At 56.9% G+C, this 17,704-nt stretch carries 18 protein-coding genes and 1 other RNA gene; 10 read left to right on the top strand and 9 right to left on the bottom strand.

Annotated elements, in window-relative coordinates; all coding sequences use genetic code 11:
- Positions 1-166: 166 nt before the first annotated feature.
- A complete protein-coding gene (locus ACP3PW_RS02750) occupies positions 167-2,290 on the top strand; it encodes an FAD-dependent oxidoreductase (protein ID WP_426415130.1) in 2,124 nt (707 codons plus the stop codon).
- Between the two features lie 7 nt (positions 2,291-2,297).
- Here the strand turns inward: ACP3PW_RS02750 and hisC are convergent, their stop codons facing one another.
- A complete protein-coding gene (hisC, locus tag ACP3PW_RS02745; protein ID WP_426415129.1) occupies positions 2,298-3,362 on the bottom strand; it encodes a histidinol-phosphate transaminase in 1,065 nt (354 codons plus the stop codon).
- A 70-nt stretch (positions 3,363-3,432) separates the two neighbouring features.
- Here hisC and ACP3PW_RS02740 point away from each other — a divergent pair, with 70 nt between their 5' ends.
- Positions 3,433-3,594 (top strand): hypothetical protein, encoded by a 162-nt coding sequence (locus ACP3PW_RS02740; RefSeq protein ID WP_426415128.1) that lies wholly within the window; start codon positions 3,433-3,435, stop codon positions 3,592-3,594.
- Here the strand turns inward: ACP3PW_RS02740 and pdxH are convergent.
- The gene (gene pdxH / locus ACP3PW_RS02735) at positions 3,591-4,229 is read right to left on the bottom strand and encodes a pyridoxamine 5'-phosphate oxidase (protein ID WP_426415127.1); all 639 of its coding nucleotides are present in this window, start codon (positions 4,227-4,229) and stop codon (positions 3,591-3,593) included. The two genes, ACP3PW_RS02740 and pdxH, sit on opposite strands and share 4 nt — an antisense overlap.
- Positions 4,230-4,383: 154 nt before the next feature.
- On the opposite strand from pdxH, the gene ACP3PW_RS02730 reads away from it, so the two are divergent.
- Positions 4,384-5,295, top strand: a complete 912-nt coding sequence (locus tag ACP3PW_RS02730) for a diguanylate cyclase (RefSeq protein ID WP_426415126.1) — start codon at positions 4,384-4,386, stop codon at positions 5,293-5,295.
- A gap of 183 nt (positions 5,296-5,478) precedes the next feature.
- Positions 5,479-6,519: a GMP reductase gene (locus tag ACP3PW_RS02725; protein WP_426415125.1), complete on the top strand. Its 1,041-nt coding sequence runs from the start codon at positions 5,479-5,481 to the stop codon at positions 6,517-6,519.
- Between the two features lie 73 nt (positions 6,520-6,592).
- Here ACP3PW_RS02725 and ACP3PW_RS02720 read toward each other — a convergent pair whose 3' ends face one another.
- From ACP3PW_RS02720 to rpiA, 3 genes are read right to left on the bottom strand one after another with little or no spacing between them, the layout of a single operon-like run.
- Positions 6,593-7,288: a sensor histidine kinase gene (locus ACP3PW_RS02720; RefSeq protein ID WP_426415124.1), complete on the bottom strand. Its 696-nt coding sequence runs from the start codon at positions 7,286-7,288 to the stop codon at positions 6,593-6,595.
- Between the two features lie 12 nt (positions 7,289-7,300).
- On the bottom strand, positions 7,301-8,932 hold the full coding sequence (locus ACP3PW_RS02715; protein ID WP_426415123.1) for a tetratricopeptide repeat protein: 1,632 nt from the start codon (positions 8,930-8,932) through the stop codon (positions 7,301-7,303).
- A gap of 17 nt (positions 8,933-8,949) precedes the next feature.
- Positions 8,950-9,621, bottom strand: a complete 672-nt coding sequence (gene rpiA / locus ACP3PW_RS02710; protein WP_426415122.1) for a ribose-5-phosphate isomerase RpiA — start codon at positions 9,619-9,621, stop codon at positions 8,950-8,952.
- 179 nt (positions 9,622-9,800) lie between these two features.
- On the opposite strand from rpiA, the gene ilvA reads away from it, so the two are divergent.
- The 3 genes from ilvA (at position 9,801) to ACP3PW_RS02695 (ending at position 12,951) form a co-directional block, all read left to right on the top strand.
- A complete protein-coding gene (ilvA, locus tag ACP3PW_RS02705; protein ID WP_426415121.1) occupies positions 9,801-11,315 on the top strand; it encodes a threonine ammonia-lyase, biosynthetic in 1,515 nt (504 codons plus the stop codon).
- Between the two features lie 232 nt (positions 11,316-11,547).
- On the top strand, positions 11,548-12,525 hold the full coding sequence (locus ACP3PW_RS02700) for a helix-turn-helix domain-containing protein (RefSeq protein ID WP_426415120.1): 978 nt from the start codon (positions 11,548-11,550) through the stop codon (positions 12,523-12,525).
- 267 nt (positions 12,526-12,792) lie between these two features.
- On the top strand, positions 12,793-12,951 hold the full coding sequence (locus tag ACP3PW_RS02695; RefSeq protein WP_426415119.1) for a hypothetical protein: 159 nt from the start codon (positions 12,793-12,795) through the stop codon (positions 12,949-12,951).
- On the opposite strand, the gene ACP3PW_RS02690 is transcribed toward ACP3PW_RS02695, so the two are convergent.
- From ACP3PW_RS02690 to ACP3PW_RS02675, 4 genes are all read right to left on the bottom strand, one after another.
- The gene (locus tag ACP3PW_RS02690) at positions 12,936-13,532 is read right to left on the bottom strand and encodes a 5-formyltetrahydrofolate cyclo-ligase (RefSeq protein ID WP_426415118.1); all 597 of its coding nucleotides are present in this window, start codon (positions 13,530-13,532) and stop codon (positions 12,936-12,938) included. The genes ACP3PW_RS02695 and ACP3PW_RS02690 overlap by 16 nt on opposite strands.
- Positions 13,533-13,543: 11 nt before the next feature.
- Positions 13,544-13,723: non-coding RNA, 6S RNA (ssrS, locus tag ACP3PW_RS02685), on the bottom strand.
- Positions 13,724-13,839: 116 nt separating this feature from the next.
- Positions 13,840-14,157 (bottom strand): cell division protein ZapA, encoded by a 318-nt coding sequence (locus tag ACP3PW_RS02680; RefSeq protein ID WP_426415117.1) that lies wholly within the window; start codon positions 14,155-14,157, stop codon positions 13,840-13,842.
- Positions 14,154-14,363: a TIGR02449 family protein gene (locus ACP3PW_RS02675; RefSeq protein ID WP_426415116.1), complete on the bottom strand. Its 210-nt coding sequence runs from the start codon at positions 14,361-14,363 to the stop codon at positions 14,154-14,156. The genes ACP3PW_RS02680 and ACP3PW_RS02675 overlap by 4 nt, the downstream gene beginning before the upstream one ends.
- A gap of 137 nt (positions 14,364-14,500) precedes the next feature.
- Here ACP3PW_RS02675 and ACP3PW_RS02670 point away from each other — a divergent pair, with 137 nt between their 5' ends.
- From ACP3PW_RS02670 to ubiH, 3 genes are read left to right on the top strand one after another with little or no spacing between them, the layout of a single operon-like run.
- The gene (locus tag ACP3PW_RS02670; protein WP_426415115.1) at positions 14,501-15,088 is read left to right on the top strand and encodes a UPF0149 family protein; all 588 of its coding nucleotides are present in this window, start codon (positions 14,501-14,503) and stop codon (positions 15,086-15,088) included.
- Positions 15,089-15,124: 36 nt separating this feature from the next.
- Positions 15,125-16,465, top strand: coding sequence for a Xaa-Pro aminopeptidase (gene pepP / locus ACP3PW_RS02665; protein ID WP_426415114.1), 1,341 nt, complete (start codon positions 15,125-15,127; stop codon positions 16,463-16,465).
- Positions 16,462-17,694 (top strand): 2-octaprenyl-6-methoxyphenyl hydroxylase, encoded by a 1,233-nt coding sequence (gene ubiH / locus ACP3PW_RS02660; protein ID WP_426415113.1) that lies wholly within the window; start codon positions 16,462-16,464, stop codon positions 17,692-17,694. Before pepP ends, ubiH begins: the two co-directional genes overlap by 4 nt.
- The last annotated feature ends 10 nt before the right edge of the window (positions 17,695-17,704 follow it).

The raw sequence follows: 17,704 nt of genomic DNA, 5'->3' as shown, positions 1-17,704 counted from the left end.
CGTTCACTAGAGCGTATAGTGTATCGCGCTGCTGGCTGCTGCGCATCTACCCGGGCAGGGAATTGCCGGGGCGGAATGAAACAATTGTAGTGATCAGCGTTTCTCATCTTTGTAGTGACACACTATGATGGTGGCAAGCCGGATTTTAGGAATAAGTGAGCGTTCAATGAATCGATCGAAGTGGGTGTTGCTGGGGCTGGTTGTCCTGGCGGTAGTGTTGTTCTTTGCATTGGATCTGCGTCAGTACCTGACTCTGGACCTGTTTGCGGAGCTCTATCGGGATAATCCGGCAGAAACGCGTATTATCTATTTTGTTGTATACGTTGCGGTCACCGCATTTTCCCTGCCCGGCGCGGCGCTGATGACCATTGTCGGCGGTGCGGTTTTTGGCCTGTGGATGGGGGTGTTGCTGGTCTCCTTCGCTAGCACTATCGGTGCCACCCTGGCCTTTTTAATATCCCGTACGCTATTGCGTGACTGGGTGCAAAAGCGCTTCGGTTCCCAGCTGGAAAGTATCAATCAGGGTATCGAGCGCGAGGGCGCCTTCTATCTCTTTACCTTGCGGCTCATACCAGCGATCCCTTTTTTTGTTATCAACCTGGTTATGGGGCTGACGCCTATGGGGTGGTGGCGTTTTTTCTGGGTCAGCCAGCTGGGCATGCTTGCCGGTACCCTGGTTTACGTCAATGCGGGCGCCCAACTGGGGTTGGTGCAGGAGCTGAGTGTTCAGGGCATTATGACCCCGGGCCTGGTGATCTCCTTCGTTTTGTTGGCGCTGTTTCCCTGGTGCGCCCGCTTTGCCCTCGGTAAGGCTCGCCAGCGTACACTTTACCGAAATCACCCCGTTCCCAAGTGTTTTGACACCAATATGGTTGTGATCGGTGCGGGATCAGCGGGACTGGTTTCTTCCTATATTGCTGCCGCCGTAAAGGCACGGGTTTCGCTGGTAGAGAAGCACCAGATGGGCGGAGACTGCCTGAATACGGGCTGTGTGCCCAGTAAGGCGTTGATTCGTAGTGCACGGATGAAGCACTATGCGGATCAAGCGCAACATTATGGGCTCAAGATTCCCTCTGCCGAGGTGGACTTTCCTGCGGTCATGGAGAGGGTGCAACGGGTTATCGGCACGATTGAACCCCATGACTCAATCGAGCGCTTTACCGGGCTCGGGGTCGATTGCATTACCGGTAGCGCGACGATAAAAAATCCGTGGCAGGTAGAGGTTAATGGCGAAACGATCACGACCCGCAGTATCGTCATCGCCACCGGGGCGCGCCCTTTTGTGCCGCCGATTCCGGGTCTGGACGAAGTGGGCTACCTGACGTCAGATACGGTTTGGGAGTTACGTGAGCAACCATCACGCCTGCTGGTCGTTGGTGGTGGCCCCATTGGTTGCGAGCTGGCACAGGCGTTTTCCCGTCTTGGTAGCAAAGTGATTCAGCTCGATATGGCTGCGCGTATCATGCCTCGGGAAGATGAGGATGTTTCGCAGGTGGTGGCGGAGCGCTTCGCAGCGGAGGGTATCGAAGTCCGGGTAGATCATAAACCTCTGCAGTTTGAAACCGATGGACACAGCAAGTGGCTGCTGGCCGAGCACAAAGGCGAAACGGTACGTATCGAGTTTGACCAGCTACTGATGGCGGTAGGTCGTAAAGCGAATACAGAGGGTTTTGGGCTCGAAAACCTGGATGTCACCATCAGGCCGCAGGGCACCCTCGAGGTGAACGATTACCTGCAAACCAGTTACCCCAATATCTTTGCCTGTGGTGATGTCGCGGGTCCCTATCAGTTTACCCATACGGCCAGTCATCAGGCATGGTATGCGACGGTGAATGCGCTCTTTGGGCGTTGGTGGAAATTCAAGGTCGACTATAGCGTGATTCCCTGGGCGACCTTCACCGACCCCGAGGTGGCGCGGGTAGGGCTAAATGAGATGGAGGCGCGTGAAAAGGGGCTCGACTACGAGGTCACCCGCTACGATATTTCGGACCTTGATCGAGCCATCGCTGACGAGGAGGCCCACGGTTTTATTAAAGTCCTGACCGTGCCGGGGAGAGATCGCATTTTGGGGGTGACGATTGTTGGCTATCACGCCGCTGAGCTAATCACCGAATATGTGAGCGCGATGAAGCATAAGCTGGGTCTGAACAAAATTTTGGGTACGATTCACATCTACCCCACCCTGTCGGAGAGTAATAAATTTGTGGCCGGGGAGTGGAAACGAGCCCATGCACCCCAGCGGTTACTGGGGTGGGTGGAGCGCTATCATCGCAGTCTGCGCGGTGATTGAGGAGGGGCTATTGAGCCTCGATAAGGGTAGTCAGCTGCTCAATCAGGCGCTGCATCTCACTATCGGTGCCGATGGTAATGCGCAGGTGGTCGCTGATGCGGGGCTTGTTAAAGTAGCGCACTAAAATTCCCGCCTGTTTGAGCGCCTGATACAGTCGCCCGGCATCGTGTTGCGGGTGGCAGGCAAAAACAAAGTTCGCTTTTGAGGGGATCACCTTAAAGCCGAGTCGGGTCAGGGCCTCGGTGCACCATTCCCGGGTGGCGATCACTTTTCGACGGTTTGTTTCGAAGTGCTCGCGATCCTCGATCGACGCCGTCGCGCCCGCCAGGGCCGGACGGTCGAGGGGGTAAGAGTTAAAGGAGTTCTTGATCCGCTCCAGCCCCTCGATCAGCGCCTTGTCACCCAGGGCGAAGCCGACCCGAATTCCTGCCAGTGCGCGGGATTTTGAAAGGGTTTGGATGACCAATAGATTATCGTATTTGGGTATCAATACTGCAGCGCTGTCACCGCCAAAATCGATATAGGCTTCATCCACCACCACTACCGAGCCGGGGTTGCGCTGCACCAGCCGCTCAATGGCTTCCAGCTCAACTCCCTGGCCGGTAGGGGCGTTGGGGTTGGGGAAGATAATGCCACCATTATCGTTTGGATACTGATCCAGATCGATCTCTAGCCGCTCATTGAGGGGCTGGGTGCGGGTTTCGATGTCATAAAGTTCGCAGTAAACGGGATAAAAGCTATAGCTGATATCCGGGTACAGCAGTGGTTTGTCCTGCTTGAAGAAGCCTTGAAAGGTAAAGGCCAGCACCTCATCGGAACCGTTACCGACGAAGACCTGATCGCTCGACAGATTATGAAAATGGGCGATACTTTGCTTGAGTTTCAAGCACTGGGGGTCGGGGTAGAGGCGCAGGTTGTCATCGCAGGCTGCCCGCATCGCCGCAATGGCCCGAGGGGAAGGTCCGTAGGGGCTTTCGTTGGTGTTGAGCTTTATATACACCTGATCCTGGGGCTGTTCGCCCGGCACATAAGGGGTAAGGTCGTGGACCTTGGTGCTCCAGAATCGGCTCATGGTGGTGGCTCTTGTGGTAAGGGTAAAATGAAGGCCGTCATTATAGCCGCCCGCTCGCTATGGAAACAGTGTGATTAAGGGGAAAGGCGAGCCGTCCTGTATTGCGAAGGCGCTTGAGGGTGCACAAGAGAGCGGTTTGATCGAGCGTCTGGTGTCGCAATGCTGGGGGGAGAGTTTGCAAGCGCTGGATTATGGTCAGCGCCTACGACTGGAGCTGGAAACCCCGCCTTAGGGCGCCAGCCGCTCGATGGCCCACTGATTATCCTCCTTCCGGGTGTACAGGAAGCGATCGTGGAGCCGGTGAGCTCCACCCTGCCAGAACTCGATGCTGCGTGGGTCGACTCGAAACCCGCCCCAGAAGGAGGGCAGGGGGACCTCTCCGTGGGAAAATTTGTGTTTGATTTCGGCGAACTTCTGCTCCAGCAGCATCCGCGATGAGATCGGATGGCTTTGGCGTGATGCCCATGCGGCGAGCTGACTCTCCTTGGGTCGGCTGAGGAAGTAGCCCAGGACCTCCCGGTTGCTGAGGCGAGTGGCGTGGCCGCTGACAATAACCTGCCGGTCCAGCTCCAGCCAGGGGAAATGCAGGCTCACCCTGGGGTTGCCTTCGATCTGGGCGGCTTTGGTGCTGCCCAGATTGGTAAAAAAGACAAAGCCGCGATGATCCACCTGCTTGAGTAGCACAATGCGCTGGGAGGGGTAGCCATCAGCGGACACGGTAGCGACGCTCATCGCTGTCGGGTCGGGCAGGTGGGCGTCGATCGCCTGTTGCAACCACTGCTCGAACTGGGGGATGGGCTCCGGGAGGAGGTCTTTTCGGTGCAACCCGCCGTGCAAGTACTCTCGTCTGAGCTGTTCGATATCCACAGCATGATCTCCGGTCACTGTATGTGTGGCGCCATTATCCTGCGCCGGTGGCGAGTTGGCCAGTGTCTATTTTGCGTGGCTAATTGTGATCTGGTTCATCCGTTATGGCAGGGCTGATCTATACTCTTTGGAGGTTTGGGCAAAGGTGCATCAAATGGCTAACAAGGAGAGGCAGTCGGTACTGATCATCGAAGATGAGGAGATGAATATCCGCATCCTGGGTCAGATACTGAGCCGCGAATTCAGCATTGATGTCGCAACCTGCGGCAAGGATGCATTGGTGCGGGCCGAGCAGGATGTGCTGCCGGACCTTATCCTGCTCGACGTCACCATGCCGGATATCGATGGCTATGAGCTATGTCGGCAGTTATCGGATAATGAAAAAACCCGCCATATACCCATTATTTTGATTACTACAGAGGATCAGGAGCGGCAGGAAGCATACGGATTGTCGCTGGGGGCGGTGGACTATATCGTCAAACCCTTTTCTATCCCGGTGCTGGTGGCGCGGGTTCGTACCCACCTGCAGCTCAAACACCAACGGGATGTGTTAACCGACCTTACGGTGCATGATGCCCTTACTGGGGTCTACAATCGGCGCAAATTTGATGACTGCATCGCCAGCGAGTGTCGCCGGGCCTGCCGCAACCAGACATCGCTGGCCTTGATAATGATCGATGTGGACCACTTCAAGGCGTACAACGATCACTACGGCCATTTGGCGGGGGATCGTTGTCTACAGCGAGTTGCCGATTGCCTGCTGGAGCATATCCAGCGGTCCGGGGATCTGCTGGCCCGCTATGGGGGGGAGGAGTTTGTGGCGGTGTTGCCGGAAACCGACCATCACGACGCGACGGTGCTGGCGCAGAAGCTTTGCGATGCGGTGGCGGCGTTAAATATTCCCCACGCCGGCTCTTCACTGGGCCGAATCACCATCAGTGAAGGGGTCGCGGCCATGGTTCCGGATATTGATATGCCCGTCAGCGAACTGGTGGGGGCTGCGGATTCGGCCCTCTATAGTGCGAAAGAGGCGGGACGCAACTGTGTGCAGGTTTATGTGGGTTAGGGGCTCCGTGGGTAAGCCTGTTACGGCACGGGGTGGAGGGAAGGCCGGAGGGTTTACATTCGCCAGCCAATAACCCAGAATCGCCGGGTATAAGCTTCAGGGGTGCCAATCGGTAACCCCTTTTTCATGCCTGTTGCTTGTACGCAAAAGCAGAAGACAACCTACCCAATTTGTGGAGTGATTATGCGCATAGAAACCGATATAAAGCTGGGTTTCAAAGACGTCCTGATCAGGCCCAAGCGATCGACCCTCAAGAGTCGATCCCAAGTTGCACTGGATAGAACCTATACTTTTTTGCACAGCGGCAGTAGCTGGACCGGCGTCCCTGTTGTGGCCGCCAATATGGACACCGTCGGCACCTTCGCCATGGCCGCCGAGCTGGCTTCCCATGGCATGCTTACGGCTATTCACAAACACTACAGCCTGGCGCGGTGGCAGGAGTTTGTTGATACCCAGGAGGAGTCGATTTTTCAGCATATTATGGTCAGTACCGGCACCTCGGGTGATGACTTTACGCGCCTGCAGGCGATTCTCAAGCAGCATCCCCAGCTGCGCTTTATCTGTATCGATGTGGCTAACGGTTATTCGGAAGCGTTTGTCGACTATCTGCGCAGGGTGCGCAAAGCCTGTCCCGACAAGGTGATTGTTGCCGGCAACGTGGTAACCGGAGAGATGGTCGAGGAGTTGATTCTGTCGGGTGCAGACGTCGTTAAGGTGGGAATTGGGCCGGGTTCGGTCTGTACCACCCGGGTTAAAACCGGAGTGGGTTACCCGCAGCTGTCAGCGGTAATGGAGTGTGCGGATGCGGCGCATGGCCTTGGGGGTATGATCATCTCCGACGGTGGTTGTGCCTGCGCAGGAGATGTTGCCAAGGCGTTTGGCGGTGGTGCCGATATGGTGATGATTGGCGGCATGTTTGCCGGTCACGATGAGAGCGGCGGCGAGCTGGTTGAGCGCGATGGCAAGCACTACAAGCTGTTCTACGGTATGAGTTCAGAAACCGCTATGGATAAGCATTCAGGAGGGGTGGCAGAGTATCGCGCGTCTGAGGGTAAAACCGTTGAGGTCCCCTATCGGGGGCCGGTGGTCGAGATGGTGCGGGATATCCAGGGCGGGGTGCGTTCGGCTTGCACCTACGTAGGGGCGGCCTCTCTTAAGGAACTCTCCAAGCGGACCACTTTCATTCGCGTTATGGAGCAGGAGAACCAGACCTTTTCGCGCTAGCGGGCGGGGTGCGAATGTGGTGCCATTGACCCGGCCTGTGGCCCGGGTGAATGGCACCAACTTAACTGGTAGCTCAGGGCAGGTAGAGCTTGAATACGCCGCCCCCAAGAGAACCTCCGTTGGAAAGCTCTATATACCCGAAGTGCTCTCCTTGTTGGTGCAAGCGTGCGATTTCACGAGAAAAGTAGAGCCCCAGTTGGGTGCTGCCACTGCTGAAATCTACGGGGCCCGGCTCTTTGCCTCCCTGGCGGCACATCTCCTCGGGGTATCCGGCCCCATTGTCCTCCACCTCGATGACCAGGAAATTGTCCTGGGGGTAAGCGCTGATCTGTAGCTTGTCCTCGGTGTAGCGAATGCTGTTGAGAATGACGTTGTTGAGGGTGCCAGCAATTAGCTGTTGATCAAAATAGCCCACCAACTCCTGCTCGCACTCCAGTTTTGGGGTGATGCGTCGGGCTTGCAATAGGGGCTCGTTGAGCGCGAGCTGCTCCTCCAGCAGATCGCTAACGTAGATCTCTTCGATGGAGAGCGGCAGCTGATCCTGTTGCAGGCGATAGATGCTCAGTAGCTGGATCAGGTTGTTATTCACCCGCGAGGCTTCGTAGTTGAGCTGTGAGTAACGTGCGTACTCCTCGGGAGTGGTTGGCGGGTGCGTGGCGCAGAGACTGTCGACCGAATTCAGCAGGAGTCCCAGTGAATTTTTCATGTCGTGTACAGAGGATGCCAGTACGGTCGAGAAATTGATGTGGGGGTGTTTTTTTTGAGTCATGTGGGCGCCTGGCTAGGTTTCGGAAGCGGGGGCCAGACGGCTGGCGACTTGCTGCTTGAGGTGTTGGTAGCGTTCCCATTGGTGGTGGGTTGGTTTGAGGTGAGCGATTTGCTCTAGCGCTGCCTGGCATCTCTGGTAGTGCTCGGCGCGTTTGCCGTCGATGGGGCTCTGCTTAAGAGACGCCTGAATCAGGTTAAGGTTGACCCCCGGGTGGCGGCTGGATAAGCCTTGCGCCTCGATAAAGAGCGCCATGGCCTGCTCAAAGTTTTCATTCTTAAAGGCGTCTATCCCCTGCTGGTTAAACTCGGCCGCCTGCTTTCGGCGAGCGCTGCTGACCGGCTCGTCCAGCACCGATGCGATACGTGCGTGTATGTCGCTTTGTTCGGGGCTGGCGGATGCTAGCTCATTAAGGATCTGTTCGCCCTGCTCCTGTTGGCCGGCCTGCAGCAGGGTTTTACCCAGCTCCAACTGCAGCTGTTGCCTCTGATCGGTATCCAGTTCGGAAAAATAGTTTTTGGCTTGCAGCAGGGATTTTTCTGCGGCATCACTATGGTTCTGGCTGATATGGATTTGGGCCTCGACGACGGAGCTTTCCAGCCGTAGCGCGGGGCTATCAGCGAAACGATCGCGGGCACGATCCAGCATCTGCAAGGCTTCGCGCGCCAGCTTGCTCCCCTGATCGTCGTTGTCGCTGGCGTTCTCTCCCAGGCAGCGCGCCAGGTTGAGGTACTGTTCGGGGGCTTCCATGCAAGAGTGCTGGCTGAGCTCCACAGTGGAGCGCCAGGCTCGCGTGGCGGAATCCATATCTTCGTTTTGCTGGCACTGAGCGGCGAGCGCCTGCTGGCGATTGAGGTAGTGGGGGGAGATGGCGGTGGCGCGCTCCAGCGCCTGTTGGGCCTGTTGAGGTTGTCCCATGTGACGATGGCACTGGGCGATCAGGTCACAGGCGCGGGCGAAGTTTGGGTTGTGTTCCAGTACCTCCTCCAGCAGTGAGATCGCGCGCTCAAACTGCTTCTCCTCTATTGCGATACGAGCCAACAGCAAGCGTGGAAGATCTTGCTGCCGACCTGCGAGTAGTTGTTCGCAGGTCTCCTTCGCACCGCTGAAGTCGGTCGTGCGAATTTGCAACTCGGCCAATTGTTGCAAGCACCAGCTGCGGTAGCGTCCGGGTTGCGCGGCCTTTTGCTGGCATAGCCTGAGAGCTTCCTCGTCGTTGTTTTGGTCGAGCGCACTGAGGATGGGGGCGAGCTCTTCCTGGCGCGCGAAGAAGCTATCCAGCCTCTTGTGCAACGATGCCTGGGTGAAGGGTTTGGATATGTAGCCGTCCGGGCTGTATTCGAGGGCACCGAGCACCATTTCGCGCCCCGTCTCGGCGCTAATCATGATGAACAGGGTGCTGTGCTTAAGGATTTTACGGTGTTGCAGCTCCTCTAGCACCTGCTGGCCGTTCTTGCCCTGCCCGAGGTTGTAATCGCACAGAATCCCGTCGTAGCGATTTTCCCGGCATTGGCGCACCGCATCGCGGCCGTTACCGACAATGTCGACGTCGTCGATGCCGATGCTGTTGAGCATGCGCTTGAGTGACAGGCGAAAGCTCTCGAAGTCATCGACGATCAGCAGGCGCTTGGTAGCGTAGTTGACCATGCTCTCGGGCGGTACTCCTAGTTTCGGTATTCCTTGACGCCCTGTTGGGTTCCCAGCAGCAGCAGGTTGGCTGGCCGCACGGCAAACAGTCCGTTGGTGACCACGCCGGTAATATTGTTGATCTGCTCTTCCAGGGTGGTTGCTACGCTGATCTGTAGGTTATGCAGATCCAGAATGACATTGCCGTTGTCGGTCACGAACCCGCTTCGATAGACCGGGTCGCCCCCCAGTTTTACCAGTTCACGGGCAACGTAGCTACGGGCCATGGGGATGACCTCGACGGGCAGCGGAAAACCTCCGAGCACGGGTACCAATTTGCTTTCGTCGGCGATGCAGATGAACTGATCGGAAACCGCCGCCACAATTTTCTCCCGTGTGAGGGCGCCGCCGCCACCCTTGATTAACTCCAGGCGATCATTACTCTCGTCGGCGCCATCGATATAAAACTGAATCGAGTTCACTGCATTCAGGTCGTAGACAGGAATGCCGTGGGACTTGAGCCGCTCTGCACTGGCTTCGGAGCTCGCGACGGCACCATCAAACAACTGCTTTACATTCGCCAGTGCATCGATAAAGCAGTTGGCGGTGGAGCCGGTGCCGATACCGATAATTGATTCCCGCTCCAGCTTCGGGCGAATTGCCTCGAGGGCGGCATTGGCAACGGCTTGTTTGAGTTCATCCTGATTCATGGGTATACCTGTGGTGGGGGCGCTTTGAAGCATAGAGTATACCCTTGCCCGAGGTAGGGAAAAACCGTGGGGTCGCATTCTTGGCGCCATGAAGAGCCCCGGTCGACGTGAAACAGCGTGGCTCCGTCTCGGCCAATAGTCTAGAATGGGGCGTTTTTTCGCCACGTGAAGCCGACGCAATGCCGCAAAAATATATCAAGAAAATCCTCGAAGCCCGTGTCTACGATGTGGCGGTGGAAACCCCCATCCATGAGGCTCCCTTCCTTTCCGAGCGTTTGCAGAATCGGGTTCTGCTCAAGCGTGAAGACCTGCAGCCGGTGTTCTCGTTCAAAATTCGCGGGGCGTACAACAAGGTTTCCCAGCTCTCTGCGGCCGAGCGCGAGTGCGGAGTGATCGCCGCCTCGGCCGGTAATCATGCCCAGGGCCTTGCCCTGGCTGCCAAGCGCCTTGGCATCAAAGCGGTAATTGTGATGCCCAAGACCACACCCGAGATCAAGGTGAAGGCGGTGCGGGCACGGGGCGCGCGGGTGGTACTGCACGGTGACGCTTTTGATGAAGCCCTGGCTTATTCGCAGAAACTGGTGGAGGAGAAGGGGTACGTTTATATCCACCCTTACGACGATGTCGACACCATTGCCGGGCAAGGCACCATCGCGATGGAGATTTTGCGCCAGTACAGTGATCCGATCGACGCAATTTTCATCCCTGTTGGCGGTGGTGGCTTGATCGCGGGCATTGGTGCTTATATTAAATATCTGCGTCCGGAGATCCGTATTATCGGGGTCGAGTACGAGGAGTCGGCGTGCTTGAAAGCCGCGCTGGAAAAAAATCGGCGGGTGGTCCTGTCGCAGGTAGGGATCTTTGCCGATGGCGTCGCCGTCGCTCAGATTGGTAAGGAGACATTCCGGGTGTGTAAGCAGGTCGTCGACGAGGTGATCACCGTGACTGCCGATGAGATCTGTGCCGCGGTCAAGGATATCTACGATGATACTCGCTCCATCGCCGAACCTGCGGGCGCACTTGCCGTCGCGGGTATTAAGCGCTATGTCGAGCGCGGCGGGATTGAGAATCAAACCCTGGTGGCGATAGACAGCGGAGCCAATGTCAATTTTGATCGCTTGCGTTATATATCGGAGCGGGCCGAGCTGGGTGAAAAGCGCGAGGCGATCATCGCGGTGACCCTCTCGGAGCAGCCAGGCAGCTTTCGCAAGTTTTGCCATACACTCGGCAAGCGCGCCATCACCGAGTTTAACTACCGTTTTCACGATCCCGAGCAGGCGCGAATTTTTGTGGGCGTACAGACCAAGCCCGATACCGACACTCGTGAAGATCTGGTAGCCCTGTTGGAGCAGAAGGGTTATCCGGTAGAGGATCTTACCGACAACGAAATTGCCAAGTTGCATATTCGGCATATGGGGGGAGGTCACGCACCGAGCGGTGAGAACGAGTTTGTTTATCGGTTCGAATTTCCCGAGCGTCCGGGAGCGCTGCTCAATTTCCTGAATAAGCTGGGGCAGCGTTGGAACATATCCATGTTTCACTACCGTAATCATGGGGCGGCTTATGGGCGGGTGTTGATTGGTATGCAGGTGCCTGCGACAGAGAAAGTAGAGCTGGAGCGCTTTCTCGATGAGATCGGCTACCATTACTGGGAGGAAACCGATAATACCGCCTACCGACTGTTTCTTGGTTGATCTCGGAACGGGAGGCTGATTGCCGAGGTGGCGGTGCCTTCGAGGTACCGTCAGTCACCCCTGTTGGTTAGGGGCTGCTGGCTGGCAGGCCCTGTTCTAGAGGCGTTCAAGCGGGTCCAGGGCTAGTTTTCTGCGCTCTTAGACCTTGGTCTATGGTTGATTCGCGAGGGGTTGTGAGATAGATTTTTAACGGATAATCAATAATAAAAACAACGAGAATAGATCACCGATCATGAATCGAGTCCCTTCAAGCTATTTGTCTGCACTGGTCGAACTCGCCCAGCAGCAGGGTATCGATCAAAAAGAGCTGTTCCATCCCGATGACCTTGAGCGAGGCCAGTTGGCGGTTGAGGGCGCGGCTATCGATGAGATTAGCTTTAATCAGGCCCTGAATACCCTCAAGAGTTCCTGTGGTCGATTTCCGCTGATGCTGGAATACGGCAAGTTGTTGGCGCATCAACTCAGCGAGCCCTATCTACGGGGCGAGGTCGAAGGTGCTTACAGTCTGCGTGACGCGGTGGTGCATGAATTTTGCGGCGATAACCCGTTGTTGGATTTTACCCTGCAGGAGCGGGGGGATCGATGCCGTTTGGTGCTATTAGCGCCGCGCATGGTGGATGCGGAAGTTGTCGAATTCAAGCTTCGAACGCTTTACCGTTTTATCCTCTGTCTTTGCGAGTTGGAGAGAGGCGAAATATCGGTCGAGTTCAGCCATACGGTCCCCGTTTATGGTGCGGACACCCAGGCGGCCTTTGCCTCCGAGTTGCGTTTTTCGAGAACTTACAACGAGCTGGTGGTGGCCAGTGATCAGCTTTCGCGCCCGCTCCCCGGGCAGGTGGCGCGGCATAATCATAACGGTGACCCGGTCATCGACCGTCTGCGCTTCGACCACCCGTTGATACGGGAGACGCTGGATTTTATTGAGCTTAATATCGCCAAGGTTCCCCTCAAGATTGAGGATGCTGCCGGGGAGCTGAATATGAGTGCTCGCACTCTGCAGAGACACTTGAAAAGCTATCAGGTCACCTTTGTTCAGTTACGCGACTGCGTTAAGAAGCACCACTCCTTGCGTATGCTTAAAGACCACCGCCTGAATCTGGCCTCGATCTCTGATCAGCTTGGTTTCGCCGACGTCAGTGGATTTCACCATGCGTTCAAGCGTTGGACCGGCCACTCCCCCAAAGAGTATCGGCAGCGCTACTGCAGTTAGGTTTCAAGTTGTTTTCCTGCATTATGCGTACCTGTTCGCAGAACTTGTCGCGATATTAATTGAACTCCTGAGATTCTTTCGCTTTACTGTGGGGCGCTTGAGTGTGGAGTGCGTGCAGTGTCACAGCCTGCCTGAGGGGATCCGGGTAGAATCGAACCTCTATTTTTAAAGGGTTTGTGCTGTGATTGCCATTCGACTCAATACGTTGTGCCTCGGGAGGGGGCGCAATCCGATGCCAGTGACGGCTCAATCCCAGGGTATCGAATAATGAAAAATAAAAAACCCGATTTTTTGATGGTAGTGTTGCTGATATTTGGTTTGGGTGTATTGAGTACGGGCTTTGCCAGTGTAGCGCGCTCTTTTTCTGATACCGCAGCATCCAGCCAGGTGGCTCCGGTAGTTGCTGGTGATCAAACGCCGCAGTAACGGTTTTCGTCGGTAATGATTTCGCTAAGTGGAATGTCCCAGCTGTCGCAAGGCAGTTGGTCGACCCGCTGGCATTCGTGTGCCAGGCCGATCAGGGTCGGGCGCCGCAGAGGCGGCTGCTGCTGTAAGAAAGCGAAGCTGCGGTCGTAGTAGCCGCCCCCCATCCCCAATCGATTTCCCGTGGGATCAAACCCCACCAGAGGCATTAGCACAAGGTCCAGGCTCCATGCTGGCCGATGTTGGCCGTGGTGAAGGCTGGGCTCGTTAATGCCGTAGCGGTTTGGGGTCAGGCGGGTGTCGGAGTGAAAGGCAGTGAACCAAAGCTCGTTGCTGGAGCCAGGTTTGAGGACGGGTAAGTAGCACTGCTTTCCCATTGACCAGGCGCGCTGAATGAGGGCGTCGGGGTCGATCTCGCCATCATTGGCCAGGTAAAACGCTATATGCTGACTGCGAATGAACGCCGGATGGCACGCCAGGTTGGCGGTTAATCGAGCGCTGGCGTTACGTTGATCCTGTGCCGACAGGCGGTTTCTGCAAAAGCGCAGATGCTGGCGTAGTTGTGAGCGGGATAGATGGTTCATAAATTGATAAAAAACTCCCCGGCTTGCCGCGGCCAAGAAAGCCCTTGAACCCTTGGCTCAAGGTGGAGGCTGCTGCAATACATCGGGCTTTCCACTACAAGGTGGACCTGCACGCCAGTATTAACGAGGAGCCGCCGGTGCATCGATTATCGGCTCAGGGACGTAATGGCTCGCAAACAGACCAGGGAGCATGGGGTCATTATAACGGTTGCCGCCCGGGCTAAGCCACCGTTTTCAAACTAAATCGCAATTGATTGGGCGGTTATCCATAGCGGTTTGCTTTGTTGCCAGGGGTCGTGGGGTGTAGTTAGAGTTCGAGCTGGCGGCTGGTGTCCAGCGCGGAGTCGAGTTTGTTGATCAGCTGCTCGATACGCTCCTGATTCTGGTGGCTATCACCCGACGGGTCGTCGCTATCGTGGAGTAACTCATAGGTAATGTTGAGGGCGGCCATAACGGCAATACGTTCGAGGCCTACGGTCTTGCCGTTGCGGCGAATCTCGCGCATCTTGCTGTCGAGGTAGCGTGCGGCGCTGAGCAGCGCGTTGCGCTCTTCATCCTGACAGGCGACCTTATACTCTTTATCGAGAATCTGTACGCTTGCCGTATTGGGTGGGTCCTGGGTCATGTCTCTGTATCCAGTGCTTTGAGGCGGGTGATCATCGCCTCGACTTTGCTGCGCGCGAGTTCATTTTTCTCTATCAGTACCGCGCGCTCTTCGCGCAGGCCGTGCTCGCTGGAGCGCAGCAGGCGGTTCTCCTGCTTGAGTTCGTCGCAGAGTGCGATCAGCTCTTCCACCTTAGTGGAAAGGTTGTCGATTTGGCTGTAGTCCATTAGGGGTCATTCACCACTTTATTTGAAGGAATACTATAGGGCGCGGCCCGCTGGGGGTCAATCATCGGTACAGTGTCGGACGCTGAAATGGTAGCATTGAGAGCTTGTGCACATTAGTAATGGAAAGCCTTGAAGCGATGACCACCCGTACCCTGAGCGGCCAAAATAGCGCCGATGATTTTGACGACCTCTGTAACCTCTTTGTCGAGCTGGAAAGTTGCAATGCGCCAGCCGAGTTACACGGCATCATTTGCGGTCAGTTAGCGGCCGGCAAGCGCCTGAGTGCCAACGACTGGATCGCCCTCGCGGTGGAGCAGATGCAGCTCAGTGAACTGCCCGATGAGGCCCGTGGGATGCTGCAGGAGCTCTACGACCAGACGCTCAAGCAGTTGTTGGGAGGGGAGTTCGGTTTACGTCTGTTGTTACCCGATGAGGAGGATGAGATGCCCATCCGTGCCGAGGCTTTGGGGCAATGGTGTAGTGGTTTTCTGGGTGGCTTTGGGCTCGCCAACCCCAAAGCGGGAGTTCTCGGCGAAGAGGTGGTGAGTGTGCTGGAGGACCTGGCCGAGATCGCCCAGATTCAGTTGGACCTGGAAGAGTCCGAGGAGAACGAAGTTAGCTTGATGGAGGTGTCAGAGTATGTGCGGATGGGGGTAATGGTGGTGTACACCGAATGCAACCCCGATGCGCCGATTATCAAGCCGTCGACGCCGTCCCTGCACTAAGCGTTTTTTCGTCCAACACTACCAACGTTAGGCCCCATGAAAATCAGCAAAAAAGAGTTTGCTCGTCGCCGCCAGCACTTAATGGCACAGATGGAAGAGAACAGTATCGCCATCCTGCCCTCGGCTCCGGTATACATCAGGAATCGCGATGTGGAGCACCGCTTTCGCCAGGACAGTGATTTCTATTATTTGAGCGGGTTTCCTGAGCCGGAGTCGGTGCTGGCGCTGATCCCCGGGCGTGAGCATGGCGAGACCGTGCTGTTCTGCCGGGAGCGCGATCCGGCGATGGAGCTGTGGCACGGCTATCGCTATGGGCAGGACGGCGCCGTGGAAGAGTTTGGGATCGATGATGCGTTCCCGATCAGCGATATTGATGAGATTCTGCCGGGCCTGATCGAGGGGCGTGATCGGGTTTACTACGCCATGGGGTGCAATCGCGATTTCGATAACCAGATAATGAGCTGGGTAAATACCATCAAGTCAAAGGCCAATCAGGGGGCGCACCCGCCGGGAGAGTTCCTGGCCCTCGACCATCTGTTGCATGATCTTCGGCTTTACAAAAGTGCCGGTGAGACCAAGCTGATGCGTGAGGCTGGTGCCATATCATCCCGGGCACATATCCGCGCCATGGAGATTTGCGAGCCCGGGCTTTATGAATATCAACTGGAGGCGGAACTGAACCACGAGTTCCAGCGCAGTGGCTCGCGCCGAGCGGCCTACCCCTCTATCGTGGGAGGCGGGAAGAACGGCTGTATTTTGCACTACACCGAAAATGACGCCGTGGTGCGCAACAAGGATCTGGTACTGATCGATGCGGGCTGCGAACTTGACTACTACGCCTCCGATATCACCCGCACGTTTCCCGCAAACGGTGTTTTCACTCGCGAGCAGCGGGCGCTGTATGAGTTGGTGCTGAAATCCCAGATAGCGGCAATCGAGCAGGTGCAACCGGGTAATCACTGGAATGATCCCCATGAGGTTGTGGTGCAGATTTTGACCGAGGGCTTGCTCGAGCTTGGCCTGCTCAAGGGGGAGCTGCAGGCCCTGATCGACGACGGCGCCTATAAACCCTTTTTTATGCACCGTACCGGCCACTGGCTAGGTATGGATGTGCACGACGTTGGCGATTACAAAGTGGGTGGGCAGTGGCGAGTGTTGGAGCCGGGTATGGTGCTGACCATCGAGCCGGGGCTCTACATCGCGCCAGATGACACCTCGGTAGCAAAGCGGTGGCGTGGCATCGGTATTCGTATTGAAGACGACGTGCTGGTGACCCGCAGCGGACACGAAGTGTTGTCCTCCGGTGCGCCCAAAACGGTCGCCGAGATTGAGGCCCTGATGGCCGCCGCGCGGGAACGCCGCGAGGCGCGTGCATGAGCCACTTCGATGTGCTGATTATCGGTGGTGGCATGGTGGGGGCGAGCCTCGCCTGCGCGCTGCGGCCGCTGATGGCCCAGCGCGGATTGCGTTTGGGTATCATTGAGTCGCAACCCCTGTCCGCTGACCCGCTGGCTCCTCAGCAGCCCAGTTACGACGCCCGCTCGACCGCCCTGGCCTGGGGCGCGCGCGATATCTATCAACAGCTTGGCCTGTGGCAGACCCTGCGCGAGAAGGTGACACCGATTTTGTCGGTGCAGGTTTCTGATCGCGGCCATTTTGGCGCCAGTCGCCTGCACCACTCCGAAATGGGCACCGAGGCGCTGGGGTATGTGGTGGAGAACCGGTGGTTGGGCGCCGTTCTGCACGAGCAGTTGCAGCGGGATGAAACCATTGAGTGGATCTGCCCGGCACGGGTAGAGAGCATTCGCGCGAGCGACGGTGGGATGGCATTGGAGGTGCAGGAAAACGGTGCCTCCCGCTCCCTAAGTGCCGGTTTGACGGTTTTGGCCGATGGAGGCCGCTCTGGCCTGGCTCGCCAACTGGGCATTAGCGGACACAGTAATGACTACCAGCAGCGGGCGCTGATCGCCAATGTCTCTACCAGTAAACCGCATCAGGGCGTCGCCTATGAGCGTTTTACGGAGGAGGGGCCAATGGCGTTACTGCCGCTGTCCGGTGGTCGTAGTGCGCTGGTCTGGACCCTGCCCGAGGGTGAGGCTGATGGTGTAATGGCGCTGGATGAGGGGGCGTTTTTGCAGCGTTTACAATCCCGTTTCGGCTATCGGCTCGGACGCCTGCAGCGGGTCGGCGAGCGTTTCTGCTATCCCTTGAGCCTGAAGTGGGCGTCGGAGCAAGTGCGCCCCGGACTGGTGGTATTGGGCAATGCCGCCCACAGTCTGCATCCCGTCGCGGGGCAGGGGTACAATCTCGCGTTACGAGACCTGATGACCCTGTCCCGGGTGCTGGAGCAGGGGCTGGCCGAGGGGCGATCGGTGGGGGAGCTGGGTTTGCTGCAACGCTATCTGGATCTACAGCAGCAAGACCAGCAGCGCACGGTTGGTTTCAGTGATCGGGTAGTGCGGTTGTTCTCGAATCGACACCTTGGGCTGAGTCAGGCGCGGGGGCTGGGCCTGTTAGCCCTGGAGCTGTCGCCGCCGCTCAAGCATTGGTTTACCCGTCAGGCGATGGGGCTGGTTGGTGAACCCGGCCACCCTTGCCGCGACTAATCGAAACAGA

Origin of the sequence: Aestuariirhabdus sp. LZHN29 (assembly GCF_049985285.1) — a bacterium.
Lineage (GTDB): Bacteria > Pseudomonadota > Gammaproteobacteria > Pseudomonadales > Aestuariirhabdaceae > Aestuariirhabdus.
Note: the sequence above shows the minus strand (reverse complement) of the source record. Positions and strands in the feature narration are given on the sequence as shown.

Coding starts and splice junctions, on each gene's coding strand:
- pepP (WP_426415114.1), top strand. CDS start 15,125: ATGAAAATCAGCAAAAAAGAGTTTGCTCGTCGCCGCCAGCACTTAATG.
- ilvA (WP_426415121.1), top strand. CDS start 9,801: ATGCCGCAAAAATATATCAAGAAAATCCTCGAAGCCCGTGTCTACGAT.
- ACP3PW_RS02730 (WP_426415126.1), top strand. CDS start 4,384: ATGGCTAACAAGGAGAGGCAGTCGGTACTGATCATCGAAGATGAGGAG.
- ACP3PW_RS02695 (WP_426415119.1), top strand. CDS start 12,793: ATGAAAAATAAAAAACCCGATTTTTTGATGGTAGTGTTGCTGATATTT.
- hisC (WP_426415129.1), bottom strand. CDS start 3,362: ATGAGCCGATTCTGGAGCACCAAGGTCCACGACCTTACCCCTTATGTG.
- ubiH (WP_426415113.1), top strand. CDS start 16,462: ATGAGCCACTTCGATGTGCTGATTATCGGTGGTGGCATGGTGGGGGCG.
- ACP3PW_RS02715 (WP_426415123.1), bottom strand. CDS start 8,932: ATGGTCAACTACGCTACCAAGCGCCTGCTGATCGTCGATGACTTCGAG.
- ACP3PW_RS02700 (WP_426415120.1), top strand. CDS start 11,548: ATGAATCGAGTCCCTTCAAGCTATTTGTCTGCACTGGTCGAACTCGCC.
- ACP3PW_RS02720 (WP_426415124.1), bottom strand. CDS start 7,288: ATGACTCAAAAAAAACACCCCCACATCAATTTCTCGACCGTACTGGCA.
- rpiA (WP_426415122.1), bottom strand. CDS start 9,621: ATGAATCAGGATGAACTCAAACAAGCCGTTGCCAATGCCGCCCTCGAG.
- ACP3PW_RS02725 (WP_426415125.1), top strand. CDS start 5,479: ATGCGCATAGAAACCGATATAAAGCTGGGTTTCAAAGACGTCCTGATC.
- ACP3PW_RS02750 (WP_426415130.1), top strand. CDS start 167: ATGAATCGATCGAAGTGGGTGTTGCTGGGGCTGGTTGTCCTGGCGGTA.
- ACP3PW_RS02680 (WP_426415117.1), bottom strand. CDS start 14,157: ATGACCCAGGACCCACCCAATACGGCAAGCGTACAGATTCTCGATAAA.
- ACP3PW_RS02670 (WP_426415115.1), top strand. CDS start 14,501: ATGACCACCCGTACCCTGAGCGGCCAAAATAGCGCCGATGATTTTGAC.
- ACP3PW_RS02690 (WP_426415118.1), bottom strand. CDS start 13,532: ATGAACCATCTATCCCGCTCACAACTACGCCAGCATCTGCGCTTTTGC.
- ACP3PW_RS02675 (WP_426415116.1), bottom strand. CDS start 14,363: ATGGACTACAGCCAAATCGACAACCTTTCCACTAAGGTGGAAGAGCTG.